This is a genomic window from Pseudomonas sivasensis, from assembly GCF_052938085.1.
Genome location: NZ_CP176442.1, coordinates 5,521,258 through 5,535,941, shown reverse-complemented (window position 1 = coordinate 5,535,941; position 14,684 = coordinate 5,521,258). Strand labels below are relative to the sequence as shown.

Here is a 14,684-nt window from a genome sequence, read left to right as displayed (position 1 = left end):
TATCCGCTGCGGGACGAGAGTCGCGCAAGGCTAAAGAAGGCCTCTGTCTTGGGTCCTCGCCGGGTTCATGCAGAACCTGGGGCGGACTCACGCGGGCCAAAAAAACGCGACAGCACCAGACGATCCAAGGCCCATACGACGATCAGCGAAGCGCCCACCAGCGGGAAAATGATCGCCAGGCCCAGCATGATCACCATCGCGGTTTTCCACTTCGGCAGGTCGTGGCGCAACGGCGGCACCCCCAGGCCGCCCTGGGGCCTGCGCTTCCACCAGATCACCACGCCACTGACGGCGCTCAGCAAAATCATCAGGCAGATCACCAGCACGATCAGTTGGTTGACCCAGCCGAACATCTTGCCTTCGTGCAGCATCACGCCGGTCTCGGTGGTCCGCGCTACCCAGTTGTAGTGCTCCCAGCGCACATCGGCGAGGACTTTGCCGGTGTATTGGTCCACATGCAGAGTGGCGTCGTTGCGCGGGTCGTTGGCGAACACCGCGACGGTGAACACGCCGGTGGCGGTGGTGGGGAAGGTGATGCTGTAGCCTGGCTCGACCTTGCGTGCGGAGGCCAAATCCACCACCTGTTGCAGGCGGATGGTCGGCGCGGCCGGGCCTGCGTGCATGGCGCCGTGGTTCATGTGTTCGGCGTGGTCGCCGGACATGGGCATCGGCGTATTTTCCATGGCCCAGGGCACGGTCTGTTGGGCCGCAGTGTTGAGCACTCGCGCCTGCTGGTCGGACTGCGGCACGTTGTTCCACATCGCCGCTGGGAAGGTATTCCACAGCCCCGCGTACTGCTTGCCCCAGAAGCCTGTCCACGTCATGCCGCTGAGCAGCATCACCAGCAAAAAAGCCGCGCCCCAGAACCCGGCGACCGCGTGCAGGTCGCGCCAGAACACCCGGCCGCGACTGCCCAGGCGTGGCCACAGCACCCCCGCTGAAGACTTGCCACGCGGCCACCACAAATACACACCGGACACGACCAACATCACGCCCCACCCGGCGGCGAGTTCTATGAGGCGGTCGCCGGTGGTACCGATCATCAGTTCACCGTGCAGTGCACGAGCGATGGCTTGCAGGTTGTAGGTTGCGTCCTGCTCACCGAGTACGGTGCCGCGATAAGGGTCGACGAACACCGTCACTTCGCGACCCTCGTTGTGCATCACAAACTGCGCGCTGCTGGTGGCGTCGGCCGGCGGCAGGTATTTGCTGATCGTGCCTTTGGGGTAAGCGCGTTGGGCGCGCATCAATTGTTCGTCGGCGCTCAAGGCGTGTTCGGCTGCGGGTACGGTCAGCAGGTTGCCGTACATCAGCGGGTCGAGTTGGGGTTTGAACAGGTAGATGATGCCGGTCACGGCCAGCAGCACCATGAAGGGGGTGACAAAGAGGCCAGCGTAGAAATGCCAGCGCCAGGCCAGGTTGTAGAAAGAGATTTTTTGAGTCTTCATCAGGTAGTGCTCCGCAAGGCTATAGATCTTAGGTGTGGGGCTGCCAGGCAACCCCGCTGTCGGTAAGGCCGACTCCTACTGCGGTGCTTTAGAAACTCATGTCGACTTTAGTCCAGAGGGTTCGCCCCGGCTCCTTGATGGCTTGCGGGTCGTTGGCCGGGTAGCCGAAGCCGGCATTGCCCGCGAGGTTCAAATGCTCGGCGTAGGACTTGCCGAACAGGTTGTCGACGCCGGTGCTGACCTTGACGTTTTTTGTGATGCGATAGGCGCCGTTCAGCGAGAACACGCCAAAGCCGCTGCTCTTGTCGTAGTCCTTGCCGACCACGTTGCCCTTGTTCTGATCGATACGGTTCTGCGCGGCGACCACTCGCCACAGCGCGCCCGCACTCCAGTCGTCTTCGCTGTAGGTCAGGCCCACGCGTGCATCCAGGGGCGGCATTTGTGGCAGGGCCTTGCCGTCGCTGCTGTTCTTGCCCCAGGCGTAGGCGAGGGTCGCGTCGGCTTTCCAATGACGGGTCAGCTTGTACGCCGCGCCCACTTCACCGCCCATGATGCGAGCATCGACGTTGCGGGCCTGGGAGGTGGTGCCCATCATGCCCGGCCGGTAGTCGAACAGGATGAAGTCACGCACTTGCCCGATGTAGCCAGAAGCCCAGGCTTCGAGGTCGTCTGCTTTGTATTGCGCGCCGAAGTCGAGTTGGGTGGTCTTCTCCGGTTTCACGCCGTCGAAGGCATTCACCGAACCGACCGCACCAGTGTTGGGAGAGAACAACTCCCAGTAATCCGGGAAGCGTTGCGAGTGGCCCAGGCCGGCGTAGAGGGTGGTGGGGCTGTCGGCCAGGTCGTGCTCGTAGCGCATAAAGCCCGAGGGCAGGGTATCGGCGCGGGTGTCGTCGGCGGTCGGGTTGGCGCGTGCACTCATCCCGGAGCCGGTGGTTTGCCGGAAGTCCTTGGCCGAGGCGCGGTCCAGACGTGCGCCGGTGATCAGTCGATCGCGGTCGGCGGCGTACCAGGTCAGTTCGCCGAACACGCCGTAGTTGTGGAAGTTGGCGTCCTTGACCTTGGGCAACTCTTTGTAGGTGTCGATGCCCATGCTGCTGCGTTGGCGGTGTTCATTGGTCTGCGCATCCAGGCCGCCGATCAACTGCAGATCGGCCCAGCGCCAAGTGGCCTTGATCCGCGCACCGAGGGTTCGACGGTCAACGTTGGAGGCCATCGGCCCGGCCATCATCCCGGTGCCCGACGGCGTGCGCAGGCTGTAGTTGTCCATCACATGGTCGGCGTAGTTGTAGTAGACCTGTGCCTCGACCTTATCCAGCACCTCACCGATATTGGACTTCTCGAAACGCAGCCCGAGGCTTTCGCGCAGGAACTGTGAACCGTCCATGCCGCGTCCGGCGTAGCGCGCCTCGCCGTCGCCACGGCCGGCGGTGAGTTCCAGCAGGGTGTCCGCGTCGGGGGTGAAACCCACGGCCACGTCGCCGTTCCACTTGTCGTAGCGCGAAGCAACGGTGTCGTGGTTGCCGTCTTTGTAATCGTCGGCATGGGCCTGGTTGCCGATCACCCGCACATAGCCCAGCGGCCCACCGGCAGCGGCATCGATGACCTTGTCGAAACGCCCATTGGAGCCTGCCAGCACACTCGCGTTGAGCCGTGTGCCCAGTTCGCCGAAGTGCTCGGGCTCGCGGTCGAACAAGATCGTACCGGCCGAGGCGCCTGGCCCCCAGAGTACGGTTTGCGGGCCTTTGATCACCGTGAGGGTGTCGTAGGTTTCCGGGGAAATATACGAAGTGGGTGCGTCCATGCGGCCTGGGCAGGCGCCGAGCATCATGCTGCCGTTGGTGAGGATATTCAGGCGCGAGCCGAACATGCCACGCAGCACCGGGTCGCCATTGGTGCCGCCATTGCGCACCAGGGCGAAGCCGGGGATGGTCTTGAGGTAGTCGCCACCATCGCTGGCGGGCACCGGTTGGCGCGGGTCTTTCGGGTTCGTGACTACGGTCAGGGGGGAGCTGGGCGCAATCGCGGTGATCACAGTGGGGCTCAGTTCATGTTCATGCTCTTCGGCATGGGCCTGAGTCGTCAGCAGGGCGCCGCATAAAACGGCGAGCACAGGGGTACATCCCAAACGGGTGTCAGCAGAAAACCTGGACATGACAAATTCCATCAATCAATCGTAAACAACACGGCCAGCAGCCTGCGGCTGTCTGTCTAAAGTCGGCCGGGGTGAAGTAACGGTGCTTAGGGTTTACGAGGCGATGGGCGGCGCACGGCTGCGGGCGCCGGGGAAGATGCTCTGCCGGGCATGACCCAGGCGCGTAGCGGGGGTGAGCGCATTGGCCGGCGGCGGGGTGTTGAGGGTGACGTAGGAGACGCTGCCGGGCAGGGCGGGGCAACTGAACAGCAGGTCGCAGTAACCGCACTTGGCCCAGAGCGCGTGATGTTCGTCGGGGGCTTTAGGGTGATGGGATTCGCCATGCTCGCCCGGCATGTCCATGGACATGCTCATTGGCATCGACATCGACATACCGGCGTGATGATCCATCGGCATCGCTTGGGAAATCAGCGGACCGATAAAGATCATCAGCATGGCAAACAGGCTGATCCAACTGCCGCGCTTCACGCGGTGGTGTGGAGAGAGCCTGGCGCGAGGGGCGCCCATCGAGTGTTGGCCTATTGAGCGTGCTTATGCTCGTGGCCGGCCATCGGCGGTACTTTCTGTACGGACACTTCCACCTCGACCTTGCCGGCTTTTTCAAAGGTCAGGATCAGGGGGAATTGCTTGCCATCGGCCAACAGGCTGCGGTCTTTGAGACCCAGCAGCATCACGTGATAGGCCATGGGCGCGAAGGTCAGGTCACCTTTGGCTGGCACGGTGACGCTCGGTACTTGTTGCATCTTCATCAAGTCACCCTGCATCACATGCTCATGCAACTCGGCCTTCTCGGCCACCGGCGTGGCGACGCCGACCAGGCGATCCGGCTCAGCACCGGTGTTGTGAATCACGAAATACGCAGCGACGGTGGGTGCATTGGGTGGCAATTCCTGGGACCAGGGATCGCTGACCAGCAAGTCGCCGGCTTTGTAGTCCTCGGCATTGGCGGCACTGAACACCGGCAGCAACAACGCGGCCAGGAGCAGGGAAGATTTGAGCATGGCAGTTCTCCAGAACGGTTCTAAACGCAGTTCACTTGCGAAGACAATCAGACCGTTGGAGACGCGCGGGGGTTGAGGCTCGGCCATTGCTGGCGCGGGGTGGGTTGCTGGGGCGAAGACGACGGCAGATTCTGGAACGCATCGAACCGCGTGACATACAACTGGGGCACATGCCCTGGCAAGGCCACCAACGGCGCCGAACCTGAGCAACACCAGCAATGCTGCATGGTGGAATGATCATCCTGCTGCGGCGCCGGAATCTCCAGCTTGCCCAGGGCGATGGTCTTGAGACTTGCACCATTGGAAGAACAGAAACTGCCCCAGAGCAATTGCTTGACCGGGTCATCCGCCTGCTGCATCGCACTGGCCATCGGCATGGCAAACGCATTGAACAGCACTGCAAGGCAGGCGATCCAGGCAATTGCAAAGCGTTGACGGGCCATGGCGGACAATCCGTAGGGTTAAACGATCAGGCGGGTATTTAGCCTGATCGGTGGGGATAAGTAAAAAGCGGTGGTGTGGTTTGGTGTCGCAGTGCTATCAGATCGCTGTGGCGTGAAGCTTGAGGCCCAAAGCCTTCATGACTTTCATGATAGTCGCGAACTCGGGATTGCCATTGCTGGAGAGGGCTTTGTACAAACTTTCTCTTCCGAGGCCGGCGTCGCGGGCTACCTGAGTCATGCCTTGGGCGCGGGCGATATCGTTGAGAGCGGTACGAATCAATAGACCATCACCAGCATCATCCTCAAAGCAGGTCTCTAAATATGCAGCCATCTCCAGAGGGGTTTTCAGATATTTTGCCGCATCGAAGCGGGTAAAGGACTCGCTCATAATTTATTCCTCGCTACCAAAATTTATTGCGATTTGCTTTGCACGTTTGATGTCTCTGCTCTGTGTTGATTTGTCACCGCCGATTAGTAACAGATAAACCACCTCGTCTCGGCGGGTGAAGTAAACGCGATACCCTGGGCCGTAATGGATCCGCATTTCAAACACGCTATCCCCCACTGACTCGCAGTCACCAAAATTTCCGGCTTCAGCCATTCGCACTCTCTTGATCACGCGAACTTTTACGAACGGGTCCCGAACTGCTTCCAACCATTTGACAAACTCAGTGGTTTCATTGAACTCAATTGTCACGGATCGTATTCCTCAGGATACAAAATGGCAAGCTGTGACACGTTGTCGAAACGGCGTGCCCCCTCGCGGGGAGTTAACCCAAAACCGCGAGGGTGGAGGTTAGGGCGGGGGCTTTTGGCTGAGCCAGCCAGCTGGTTCGGAAGTGTTTGTAGGGGGAATCGACTTTTTGGAGGGAGGCCAAATAGCTAGTCGTTTGGCTGGTTATTCGTACAAGCAGAAATTTCCGACAGGGATTTGAGGTTGTCCCTAGGACACTCGGTCTCTAGTCTTCGCGCACCGCTGCAAACGCAGCGGACGGGCGTCGCGGCCCGGATTTCTTCAGACGCAAAAGCGTCATTGTCTCCTTTCAGTTGGCGCTTTTTTATCGTCTACTGTGCGGCGCTATGGCGGCTGTGCGTGGGATACCTTCGGGTATGCCGGTGTTCTGGAGAATCGGTCCGCGAACCTGCGTACAGCTGCCACCCCCATCGCGTCGCGGCGATCAATGGCAGCTCCTTTTACTTCTCCGGAGCTTCACAAATGATCAAGCCCACCCCAAATCCCCCCGTCCGGCTCTTCACCGTGGCCGATGGCATCAGCACAGAAGACCTGTTGGTCAACCTCAGCGAAACACTCGCCTCGGCTAACGCGCTGAGTTGTGACTTGGCGTTTGATCTGGAAGGTCGAAAACGAGAGGAGTTGCTGGGCGTTGCGCAGTTGATTGAGCTGGCGCAGTTGTTGGCTGATCGTGTACACAGCGGCGTTGGGCAGGTGTCCGCCGCAAGCAGCTAACAATGCAGTTCAAAATGTGGGAGGGGGCTTGCTCCCGATTGCGGTGTGTCAGTCACTGATTTATTGGCTGATCTACTGCAATCGGGAGCAAGCCCCCTCCCACATTTGAACTTCGGTGTTCAAGGCGAGTGGATTGCCTGCAGTGCCGCCGCCACCGTTGGGAACTCCCGGTCCACCGCCGCCAACACCGGCCGCTTCAACACCAACACCGGCACTCCACGCTCGCGCGCCACTTCCAACTTCGGCTCGGTGGCCGTGCTGCCACTGTTTTTGCTGATCAGCACATCAATCCCACGCCGTTCAAACAACACCCGCTCGTCGTCAATCAAAAACGGTCCACGGGCACCGATCACTTCACACCGCTCATTGCCCGGATACACATCCAGCGCGCGCAGCGTCCAGAACTGGTCGGCGGGGATTTCATCAAGATGCTGCAACGGCTCGCGGCCCAAAGTGAACAGCGGGCGCTTGAAGGGTTTCAACGCCGTAATCAACTCGGCCCAGTCACTCACCTCACGCCAATCGTCACCGGCCTGCGGTTGCCACGCCGGGCGACGTAATGCCCAGCACGGCACACCGCACACCTTTGCCGCCTCGGCGGCATTGCGGCTGATCTGCGCCGCATACGGATGGGTCGCGTCGAGGATCAGGCTGATCTGTTCGTCGCGAACAAATTGCGCCAATCCTTCGGCGCCGCCATAACCGCCGACACGCACTTGGCAGGCGAGATCCGTTGGCACACGGCCCACGCCCGCCAGGCTGTAGATATGCTCCGCGCCCAACGTGCGAGCGATGGCGAGCGCTTCGGTCACACCACCCAACAGCAGAATCCGTTTCATCGCGGCTTGACCACTTCCAGCAGGGTGATCGGAAGCGCCTGCCGCCACGTATCGAATTCACCCAGCGGCTGGGCCTGAGCGACGTGGATGCGCGTCAGTTCGCCGCCATGTTGAGCGCGCCAGTTCATCAGGGTCATTTCACTTTGCAGGGTCACGGCGTTGGCGACGAGCCGACCGCCGGGGCGCAGGTGTTGCCAGCAGGTGTCGAGCACGCCGTCGCGGGTGACACCGCCGCCGATGAAGATGGCGTCCGGTGCCTCCAGACCATGCAAGGCGTCCGGCGCTTTGCCGCGAATCAGTTGCAGACCGGGCACGCCGAGGGCGTCGCGGTTGTGTTCTATAAGGCCCTGGCGGCCTGCATCGGCTTCAATCGCCAATGCGCGGCAGCTCGGGTGAGCGCGCATCCATTCGATACCGATGGAGCCGCTGCCCGCGCCCACGTCCCACAGCAGTTCGCCGGGCATCGGGGCGAGGCGGGCGAGGGTCATGGCGCGCACATCGCGTTTGGTCAGTTGGCCGTCGTGGTGGAAGGCGGAATCGGGCAGGCCAGCGAGGCGCGACAGACGCGGTGTGTCGCTGCAGGCCAGGCAGTCGATGGCGATCAGGTTCAAATCAGCGACGCGCGCGTGTTGCCAATCATCAGCCAAGCCATCGATGCGCCGCTCGTCGACACCGCCCAGGTGTTCAAACACGCTCAACCGGCTGGGCCCAAACCCGGACTCAGCCAGCAACGAAGCAATCAACGCAGGACTGCTGCCGTCATTGCTCAACACCAGCAACCGCACCCCTGTGGCCAGATGCGCATTGATCGCCGCCAACGGTCGGGCCACCACGGATAACGTCACCACTTCCTGCAACGGCCAGCCCAGCCGCGCTGCCGCCAACGACACCGACGACGGCGCCGGTAAAATCAGCAGTTCTTCAGCCGCGACCTGCCGCGCCAGACTGGCCCCCACGCCATAGAACATCGGATCGCCGCTGGCCAGCACACACACAGGCGTACCGCGCTGCGTCAGCACCGGCTCAAGGGAAAACGGGCTCGGCCACACTTGGCGCTCGCCGCGAATACACACCGGCAACAGGTCCAACTGGCGCTGAGCACCTATAATCCGCGTGGCGCGCAGCAGGGCATGCCGGGCATTTCTGCCCAGGCCCTTGAAGCCGTCTTCACCGATGCCTACAACCGTCAGCCAGGGCGACATATCCATTCCTTGAGCGACATCCGACGGGCAGGCTTTTCATGCCGCCGGACAAAGCAGGCATAATACCGCGCCTTTACCTGTGAACCGGTAGCCCCGTGAACCCAACGCCCGCTCTGAATACCTTGCGCCCCTCGGCTTGTCCGGGGTTGCTGCGTATCGTCCAGGCCTTGGATGGCGGTATCTGCCGGATCAAATTGGCCGGTGGTTCGATCACCTCAGCCCAAGCCGACGCTGTGGCCGATGCCGCCCAGGCCTATGCCGGCGGGGTGATCGAGGCTACTAACCGCGCCAATCTGCAAATACGCGGGATCGGCGCCGAGCAGGATGCGCTGATTGCCATGCTGCTGGCCGCAGGCCTCGGCCCGAGCAACGCCGCCGGTGACGATGTGCGCAATCTGATGCTCAGCCCCAGCGCCGGCATCGACCCGCAGATGCTGTTCGACACCCGCCCGCTGGCCGAGCAGATCCTCGCCACCCTGCAAAACCACCCGCGTTTCCATGAGTTGTCGGCCAAGTTCGCCGTGCAGTTGGATGGCGGTGAGGATCTGGCGATGCTCGAACATCATCACGATCTGTGGCTGTCGGCGTTCCTACGCGATGGCGAGACGCTGCTCGCGTTCGGTCTGGCCGGCTGTCCGGGCCTGGATGCGCCATTGGCAGCTGTGCCATTGGATCAGGGCCACGCGCTGGTGGTGGCCGTGCTGGAAGCCTTTCTCGACCTGGCCACCCCAGAACAAACACGCATGCGCCATTTGCCTGTGGATAACTTACTGAGCCATCTGCGCCTGCCGCTGCTGCCGACCGATGGCTTCAAACGCCCGCCCAGTGGCGCTTTACTGCACCTTGGTACTTATCCACAGCCTCAAAAAAATCAGTTCTATGTCGCTGCTATCGCGCCCTTGGGTCGCCTGGATTCGACGATGCTCAAGGGCGCCGCACAACTCGCCCGCGACTATGGCGACGGCACCTTGCGCTTCACCCCCTGGCAAGGCGTGCTGTTGCCTAACGTCGAAAAACCTCACGCCGTGACCGAGCGCTTGGCGCAGTTGGGCTTTCTTTGCACCATCGACCAACCGCTGGCGCGCCTGACCGCCTGCACCGGTTCCAGCGGCTGCGCCAAGGCCCTGGCCGATACCAAGGCCGATGCCCTGCAACTGGCTGCGCAGCAACTCGACCATGACGTGCACCTGACCGGCTGCCCGCGCTCCTGCGCCGCCGCGCACACTGCGCCGGTCACCTTGCTGGCGGTGAGCCCCGGCCACTACGACCTCTATTTTCGCGATGCAGCCTACCCAGGTTTCGGCCGGCTGCACGCGCGCACTCTTTCCATTGAAGCGGCGAGCGCCCTGTTGCGCGCTCGTCCACGGAGCAACATCGATGATTGATTACATCCGCGACGGTCAGGAGATCTATCGCAACTCCTTCGCCATTATTCGCGCGGAAGCCAAGTTGGACCGTATCCCGGCTGATTTGGAAAAACTCGCGGTGCGGGTGATTCATGCCTGCGGCATGGTCGACGCCATCGACGGCCTGCAATTCTCCGAAGGCGCCGGCAAGGCCGGGCGCGATGCGCTGGCCGCTGGCGCGCCGATTCTGTGTGATGCGCGGATGGTCTCCGAAGGCGTGACCCGCGCGCGCCTGCCGGCCAACAACGAGGTGATCTGCACCCTACGCGATGACAGCGTGCCGCAACTGGCGCGCGAGCTGGGCAACACCCGTTCCGCCGCTGCCCTGGAGCTGTGGCGCCCGCACCTGGAAGGCAGCGTGGTGGTGATCGGCAACGCGCCGACCGCGTTGTTCTACCTGCTGGAAATGCTCGACGCCGGCGCACCGAAACCGGCGTTGATCCTCGGTTTCCCCGTGGGTTTTGTCGGTGCTGCCGAATCCAAGGCGATGCTGGCCGCTGACAGCCGTGGTGTGCCGTTCGTGATCATGCAAGGCCGCCTGGGCGGCAGCGCCATGGCCGCTGCGGCGGTCAATGCACTCGCCACGGAGGTCGAATAATGCAGGCACGCGGACGTTTGATCGGCCTGGGCGTCGGCCCCGGCGACCCGGAGCTGATCACCCTCAAGGCCCTGCGCCTGCTGCGTGAATCGCCAGTGGTGGCGTACTTCGTCGCCAAGGGCAAGAAGGGCAACGCGTTCGGCATCATCGAGGACCACTTGGTGCCGCAACAGACCCTGATGCCGCTGGTGTACCCGGTGACCACCGAGGCACTGCCGGCGCCGCTGTCCTACGAGCAAGTGATCAGCGATTTCTACGACACCGCCAGCATCGACGTGGCCGCGCACCTGGACGCCGGCCGCGATGTGGCGGTGATCTGCGAAGGCGATCCGTTCTTCTACGGTTCCTACATGTACCTGCACGACCGTTTGGCCGAGCGCTACGAAGCGCAGGTCATTCCGGGGGTGTGCTCGATGCTCGGTGGCGCGTCCGTGCTGGGCGCGCCGTTGGTGTACCGCAACCAGAGCCTGTCGGTGCTCTCGGGTGTGCTGCCCCATGAAGACCTCAAGCGCCGCCTGGCGGATGCCGACGCGGCGGTGATCATGAAACTGGGCCGCAACTTCCCCAAGGTGCGCCAAGTGTTGGAAGAACTCGGCCTGGCCGAGCGCGCGTTGTATGTGGAGCGCGCCACCATGGCCAACCAGAAGATCGTGCCACTGGATCAGGTTGACCCGTCGTCTTCACCGTACTTCTCGCTGATCATCGTGCCCGGTGAACGGTGGCAAGGGTGATAAATCCGGCAATTGTTATCCTCGGCCAGGGCAGCCTGGCGACCGCGCGCAAGATCCAGCAGGTGTACCCCGGCGCAGTGATCCACGGCTTGGCCGGACGGGTTGAAGGTGCGGACCAGGCTTACAGCGAATTCGGCGCCACCTTGCGTCAGTTGTATCAGCAAGGCACGCCGCTGATTGCCCTGTGCGCCGCAGGTATCGTGATCCGCACCCTGGCGCCGCTGCTGCTGGAAAAAGGCGAAGAACCTGCCGTGCTGGCCGTGGCGGAAGATGGCAGCGCTGTGGTGCCGTTGCTCGGTGGCCTGGGCGGTGTGAACGTAATGGCGCGGGACATCGCGGCCGCACTCAACGTGGCGGCTGCAATCACCACCAGTGGTGAGCTGCGTTTCGGCACTTGTTTGCTCAACCCGCCTGCGGGTTATGAACTGGCGGATCTGGAGCTGGGCAAGCGCTTCGTGTCCGACCTGCTGGCCGGCGAACGCGTGCGTATCGAAGGCGCGGCGCCGTGGCTGGATCAAGCGAATTTGCCGCAAGACCAGCAAGCGCGTTTGGCGATTCACGTGGGCACTGCCGAGCGCGTGCCGGCGGCCAATGAATTGCTGATCTATCCGAAGACGGTATCTGTCACCTGCAAGCCGGGTGCTGATTTGGCTGCGCGAGTGCGAGGGGCTTTGCATGATGCCGGCATCGCCGTGCAATCCCTGGCGTGCCTGCTGGCCAGCGACACGCAGATGGCCGAGGCGTCGCTGCATGAAGCCGCATCGGCATTGGGAGTGCCGTTGCGTTTCAGCAGCGTTATCCAGGATGCCGACATCGTGATTGACGTTGCCGAGCAGCCGTTGGACCTGTCGCGCGTTGGTCGCCCGCGTGGCCGCCTTGCCGTGATCGGCCTGGGCCCCGGCGCCGCCGAATTGATGGTGCCGGCGGTGAAAGCCGAACTGGCACGTTGCACCGATGTGCTGGGCTATGAAACCTACGTGCGCATGGCCGGGCCATTTCGCGACGACCAGGTTCAGCACTGCACCGACAATCGCGAAGAAATGCAGCGTGCGCGCCATGCCTTCGAGCTGGCCGCTCAAGGGCGTTCGGTGGTGGTGGTGTCGTCCGGTGACCCTGGCGTGTTCGCCATGGCGGCGGCGGTGATCGAGGCGTTGCACGAGTCCAGCGATCCGGCCTGGCATCAGGTCTACCTGGAGATCCTGCCCGGCGTCTCGGCCTCTCTGGCCACCGCAGCTCAGGCGGGTGCGCCGTTGGGCCATGATTTCTGCGTCATGTCGCTGTCGGACAACCTCAAGCCGTGGTCGATCATCGAGAAACGCCTGGATCTGGCTTCCCAGGCCGACCTGGCCCTGGCGTTCTATAACCCGATCTCGCGGTCACGCCCGTGGCAGTTGGGCCGCGCCCTGGAAATCGTCGCGCTGCACCGTACGCCGCAAACACCGGTGGTGCTGGGCCGCGATATCGGCCGGCCGGGCCAGACATTGCGTGTCACCACCCTTGGGCAACTCACGCCTGACCAAGTGGACATGCGCACCATGGTGCTGATCGGCTCGTCCACCACCTGCACATTCCCCCGTGCCGGTGGTGGTGAGTGGGTATATACGCCTCGCTGGTACGGCGAAAAACCCGTCTCCTGAAACGGCCTGTTGGCTGCTGGAAAGCTCCGAATGACGCAGTGATTGTTCTGCTGTTGTTCGGGGCTTTTTCTTTTTTACACGAGGAAAAACCGAGCGCTCACGGGGCCCCCGCGTGATTGCTGGGGTGGGTTGGTTGGCGTGTCTGGCCAAGGGATGTTTGTCGTCTGGAAAGCTCATCGCCCCCTGGACTAGTGTTCAAGCAAGCCCCATGTGGGGTGCTTGTGGAGAACTGAAATGGAGCGACAACACAAAAGGATCAACAGTACGAAAAGGCGCAAGTTGATCGCCGCCTACAAACTGCCGGGTGCGCCGGGCAAGCAGCCGTCGCTGGCGATCAATGCCGAGGATGATTGCAACGCTGCCGTGGTGAACAACAGCGTCATGTCGTTTGCCGAGGGGCTGTCCGGCCTGAGCCGGGAATACATCCGCAAAAGCTATTTGTTGGCCAGCAGCTACGTCAGCGATGTATTGAAGATTCACCGAGGTACCGAGGCCTGGTACGACGAATTTATCAAGGTGATGATCAGCCTGGGTTGGCTGCCGGTGCGCAGCCGTTTCGAGCGGGTCTCACATTCGGGCAAGGGCTTGTCGGTGCAGTTGGCGGCCCTGAATATCATCGCCACGATGCTGGCATCGATGTCGGTTTCGGGGCCAATGATCACGGCGCTGCCTAAACTGGCGGCCGATGCGTTGGAGGCCATGAAGCAACAACCGGCGTCCTTTGAGCTGTTCAAACGCAACAGTACGGTGCACCAGGGCGGTGATTTCGGCCTGGCGTCCTGCGTAGAAGCGGACGGCGAATTGACAATGGTGCTGGTGACTTACAGCACTCAGAGCGTGAGTAAGCAGGTGGGGTTGCCGTTCCTTGAATGGGACAGCTCCTCGGTCGAGGCCTTCAGCGGGCAAACCTGCCTGGTGCTGAATACCTCGGTGGTCAACGAAAAAACCATCCAATTAATGCGCGAGAGTGCGGGCGACAAAGTGCAGTTGGCAATTGCCAAGTACCGGATTTAGGGCACCAGATAACCACGCACGCCGGTAAAGATAATTTGCGCGGCGAGGGCGCACACGAACAACCCCATCAACCGGCTGACAATCTGCAAGCCCTGGTCACCGAGAATGCGTTCAATACGGTTGGACAGGTACAGCACCACGCCAACGGTGAAGCTGGCCAGGGCGATGCTGAGGATGGCAGTGATCTTGTCATCCCAATGGGGCTGGCTGACGCCCATCACCAGCAACGCACCGATAGTGCCGGGGCCGACGGTGAGGGGAATGGTCAGCGGCACGATGGTCACGTCCTGCTGCACGTTGTCGGTCTGCACCGCTGACTTGCCTTGGGCCATGCCCAGGGCCGAAATAAACAACACACTGCCGGCACCGATGCGAAACGCATCCACGGTGATGCCGAACACACTGAAAATCACCCGGCCGAACAGATAGAGCAATACGCTCGACACCAGGGTCGCCAGCGCCACTTTCCAGGCCAGGCGTCGGCGTTCTTTGCTGGAGTAGCCACGGGTCAGGCTGATAAAGCAGGACAGCACGAAGAACGGGCTGTAGAGCACCAGCATTTTCAGGTAGACGCTGAATAACACGTGGAGCATGGGGAGTGGCTCGCGGCAGGAAAAGTGGGGGAGAGTCTATCAGGCGATAGGCTTCAAATGTGGGAGGGGGCTTGCTCCCGATGGCGGAGTAACAGTCAGATTACCTGTCACTGAACCACCGCCATCGGGGGCAAGCCCCCACCTACATT

Annotated in this window: 16 protein-coding genes; 6 read left to right on the top strand and 10 right to left on the bottom strand. The window is 62.0% G+C overall.

Going from position 1 to position 14,684, the window contains the following annotated elements; all coding sequences use genetic code 11:
* Positions 1-65: 65 nt before the first annotated feature.
* From ACKZ62_RS25635 to ACKZ62_RS25605, 7 genes are all read right to left on the bottom strand, one after another.
* Positions 66-1,448, bottom strand: a complete 1,383-nt coding sequence (locus ACKZ62_RS25635; protein ID WP_447096004.1) for a PepSY-associated TM helix domain-containing protein — start codon at positions 1,446-1,448, stop codon at positions 66-68.
* A gap of 88 nt (positions 1,449-1,536) precedes the next feature.
* Positions 1,537-3,603 (bottom strand): TonB-dependent copper receptor, encoded by a 2,067-nt coding sequence (locus ACKZ62_RS25630; protein WP_447096003.1) that lies wholly within the window; start codon positions 3,601-3,603, stop codon positions 1,537-1,539.
* Positions 3,604-3,696: 93 nt separating this feature from the next.
* Positions 3,697-4,110, bottom strand: coding sequence for a DUF2946 domain-containing protein (locus tag ACKZ62_RS25625; RefSeq protein WP_095186040.1), 414 nt, complete (start codon positions 4,108-4,110; stop codon positions 3,697-3,699).
* Positions 4,111-4,121: 11 nt separating this feature from the next.
* The gene (locus tag ACKZ62_RS25620) at positions 4,122-4,604 is read right to left on the bottom strand and encodes a copper chaperone PCu(A)C (RefSeq protein WP_032890598.1); all 483 of its coding nucleotides are present in this window, start codon (positions 4,602-4,604) and stop codon (positions 4,122-4,124) included.
* 47 nt (positions 4,605-4,651) lie between these two features.
* Positions 4,652-5,047, bottom strand: a complete 396-nt coding sequence (locus ACKZ62_RS25615; RefSeq protein ID WP_095186039.1) for a DUF2946 domain-containing protein — start codon at positions 5,045-5,047, stop codon at positions 4,652-4,654.
* A gap of 97 nt (positions 5,048-5,144) precedes the next feature.
* The gene (locus tag ACKZ62_RS25610; RefSeq protein ID WP_032890601.1) at positions 5,145-5,435 is read right to left on the bottom strand and encodes an addiction module antidote protein; all 291 of its coding nucleotides are present in this window, start codon (positions 5,433-5,435) and stop codon (positions 5,145-5,147) included.
* Between the two features lie 3 nt (positions 5,436-5,438).
* Positions 5,439-5,738: a type II toxin-antitoxin system RelE/ParE family toxin gene (locus ACKZ62_RS25605; protein WP_032890654.1), complete on the bottom strand. Its 300-nt coding sequence runs from the start codon at positions 5,736-5,738 to the stop codon at positions 5,439-5,441.
* A gap of 525 nt (positions 5,739-6,263) precedes the next feature.
* Between ACKZ62_RS25605 and ACKZ62_RS25600 the strand changes: the two genes are divergently transcribed.
* Positions 6,264-6,515 carry a DUF6124 family protein gene (locus ACKZ62_RS25600; RefSeq protein ID WP_032890602.1) on the top strand — a complete coding sequence of 84 codons (252 nt, stop codon included), beginning with the start codon at positions 6,264-6,266 and terminating at the stop codon, positions 6,513-6,515.
* A gap of 119 nt (positions 6,516-6,634) precedes the next feature.
* Here ACKZ62_RS25600 and ACKZ62_RS25595 read toward each other — a convergent pair whose 3' ends face one another.
* Positions 6,635-7,354, bottom strand: a complete 720-nt coding sequence (locus tag ACKZ62_RS25595; protein WP_447096002.1) for a cobalt-precorrin-6A reductase — start codon at positions 7,352-7,354, stop codon at positions 6,635-6,637.
* Entirely contained in the window at positions 7,351-8,556 is a 1,206-nt protein-coding gene (gene cbiE / locus ACKZ62_RS25590) for a precorrin-6y C5,15-methyltransferase (decarboxylating) subunit CbiE (protein ID WP_122756672.1), read from the bottom strand. The genes ACKZ62_RS25595 and cbiE overlap by 4 nt, the downstream gene beginning before the upstream one ends.
* A 95-nt stretch (positions 8,557-8,651) precedes the next feature.
* Here cbiE and cobG point away from each other — a divergent pair, with 95 nt between their 5' ends.
* The 5 genes from cobG (at position 8,652) to ACKZ62_RS25565 (ending at position 13,942) form a co-directional block, all read left to right on the top strand.
* The gene (gene cobG / locus ACKZ62_RS25585) at positions 8,652-9,941 is read left to right on the top strand and encodes a precorrin-3B synthase (protein ID WP_081797847.1); all 1,290 of its coding nucleotides are present in this window, start codon (positions 8,652-8,654) and stop codon (positions 9,939-9,941) included.
* The gene (locus ACKZ62_RS25580) at positions 9,934-10,560 is read left to right on the top strand and encodes a precorrin-8X methylmutase (RefSeq protein ID WP_032890608.1); all 627 of its coding nucleotides are present in this window, start codon (positions 9,934-9,936) and stop codon (positions 10,558-10,560) included. Before cobG ends, ACKZ62_RS25580 begins: the two co-directional genes overlap by 8 nt.
* Positions 10,560-11,291, top strand: a complete 732-nt coding sequence (locus ACKZ62_RS25575) for a precorrin-2 C(20)-methyltransferase (protein ID WP_032890609.1) — start codon at positions 10,560-10,562, stop codon at positions 11,289-11,291. The genes ACKZ62_RS25580 and ACKZ62_RS25575 overlap by 1 nt, the downstream gene beginning before the upstream one ends.
* Positions 11,291-12,928 carry a precorrin-3B C(17)-methyltransferase gene (gene cobJ / locus ACKZ62_RS25570; RefSeq protein ID WP_447096979.1) on the top strand — a complete coding sequence of 546 codons (1,638 nt, stop codon included), beginning with the start codon at positions 11,291-11,293 and terminating at the stop codon, positions 12,926-12,928. The genes ACKZ62_RS25575 and cobJ overlap by 1 nt, the downstream gene beginning before the upstream one ends.
* Before the next feature lie 234 nt (positions 12,929-13,162).
* Complete coding sequence (locus tag ACKZ62_RS25565; protein WP_442116468.1) at positions 13,163-13,942, top strand: hypothetical protein; 780 nt, start codon at positions 13,163-13,165, stop codon at positions 13,940-13,942.
* Here the strand turns inward: ACKZ62_RS25565 and ACKZ62_RS25560 are convergent.
* Positions 13,939-14,535, bottom strand: coding sequence for a type III secretion system genes modulator TspR (locus ACKZ62_RS25560; protein ID WP_032890615.1), 597 nt, complete (start codon positions 14,533-14,535; stop codon positions 13,939-13,941). The genes ACKZ62_RS25565 and ACKZ62_RS25560 overlap by 4 nt on opposite strands.
* Positions 14,536-14,684: the final 149 nt, after the last annotated feature.

Coding starts and splice junctions, on each gene's coding strand:
- ACKZ62_RS25635 (WP_447096004.1), bottom strand. CDS start 1,448: ATGAAGACTCAAAAAATCTCTTTCTACAACCTGGCCTGGCGCTGGCAT.
- ACKZ62_RS25630 (WP_447096003.1), bottom strand. CDS start 3,603: ATGTCCAGGTTTTCTGCTGACACCCGTTTGGGATGTACCCCTGTGCTC.
- ACKZ62_RS25625 (WP_095186040.1), bottom strand. CDS start 4,110: ATGGGCGCCCCTCGCGCCAGGCTCTCTCCACACCACCGCGTGAAGCGC.
- ACKZ62_RS25620 (WP_032890598.1), bottom strand. CDS start 4,604: ATGCTCAAATCTTCCCTGCTCCTGGCCGCGTTGTTGCTGCCGGTGTTC.
- ACKZ62_RS25615 (WP_095186039.1), bottom strand. CDS start 5,047: ATGGCCCGTCAACGCTTTGCAATTGCCTGGATCGCCTGCCTTGCAGTG.
- ACKZ62_RS25610 (WP_032890601.1), bottom strand. CDS start 5,435: ATGAGCGAGTCCTTTACCCGCTTCGATGCGGCAAAATATCTGAAAACC.
- ACKZ62_RS25600 (WP_032890602.1), top strand. CDS start 6,264: ATGATCAAGCCCACCCCAAATCCCCCCGTCCGGCTCTTCACCGTGGCC.
- ACKZ62_RS25595 (WP_447096002.1), bottom strand. CDS start 7,354: ATGAAACGGATTCTGCTGTTGGGTGGTGTGACCGAAGCGCTCGCCATC.
- cbiE (WP_122756672.1), bottom strand. CDS start 8,556: ATGTCGCCCTGGCTGACGGTTGTAGGCATCGGTGAAGACGGCTTCAAG.
- ACKZ62_RS25580 (WP_032890608.1), top strand. CDS start 9,934: ATGATTGATTACATCCGCGACGGTCAGGAGATCTATCGCAACTCCTTC.
- ACKZ62_RS25575 (WP_032890609.1), top strand. CDS start 10,560: ATGCAGGCACGCGGACGTTTGATCGGCCTGGGCGTCGGCCCCGGCGAC.
- ACKZ62_RS25565 (WP_442116468.1), top strand. CDS start 13,163: ATGGAGCGACAACACAAAAGGATCAACAGTACGAAAAGGCGCAAGTTG.
- ACKZ62_RS25560 (WP_032890615.1), bottom strand. CDS start 14,535: ATGCTCCACGTGTTATTCAGCGTCTACCTGAAAATGCTGGTGCTCTAC.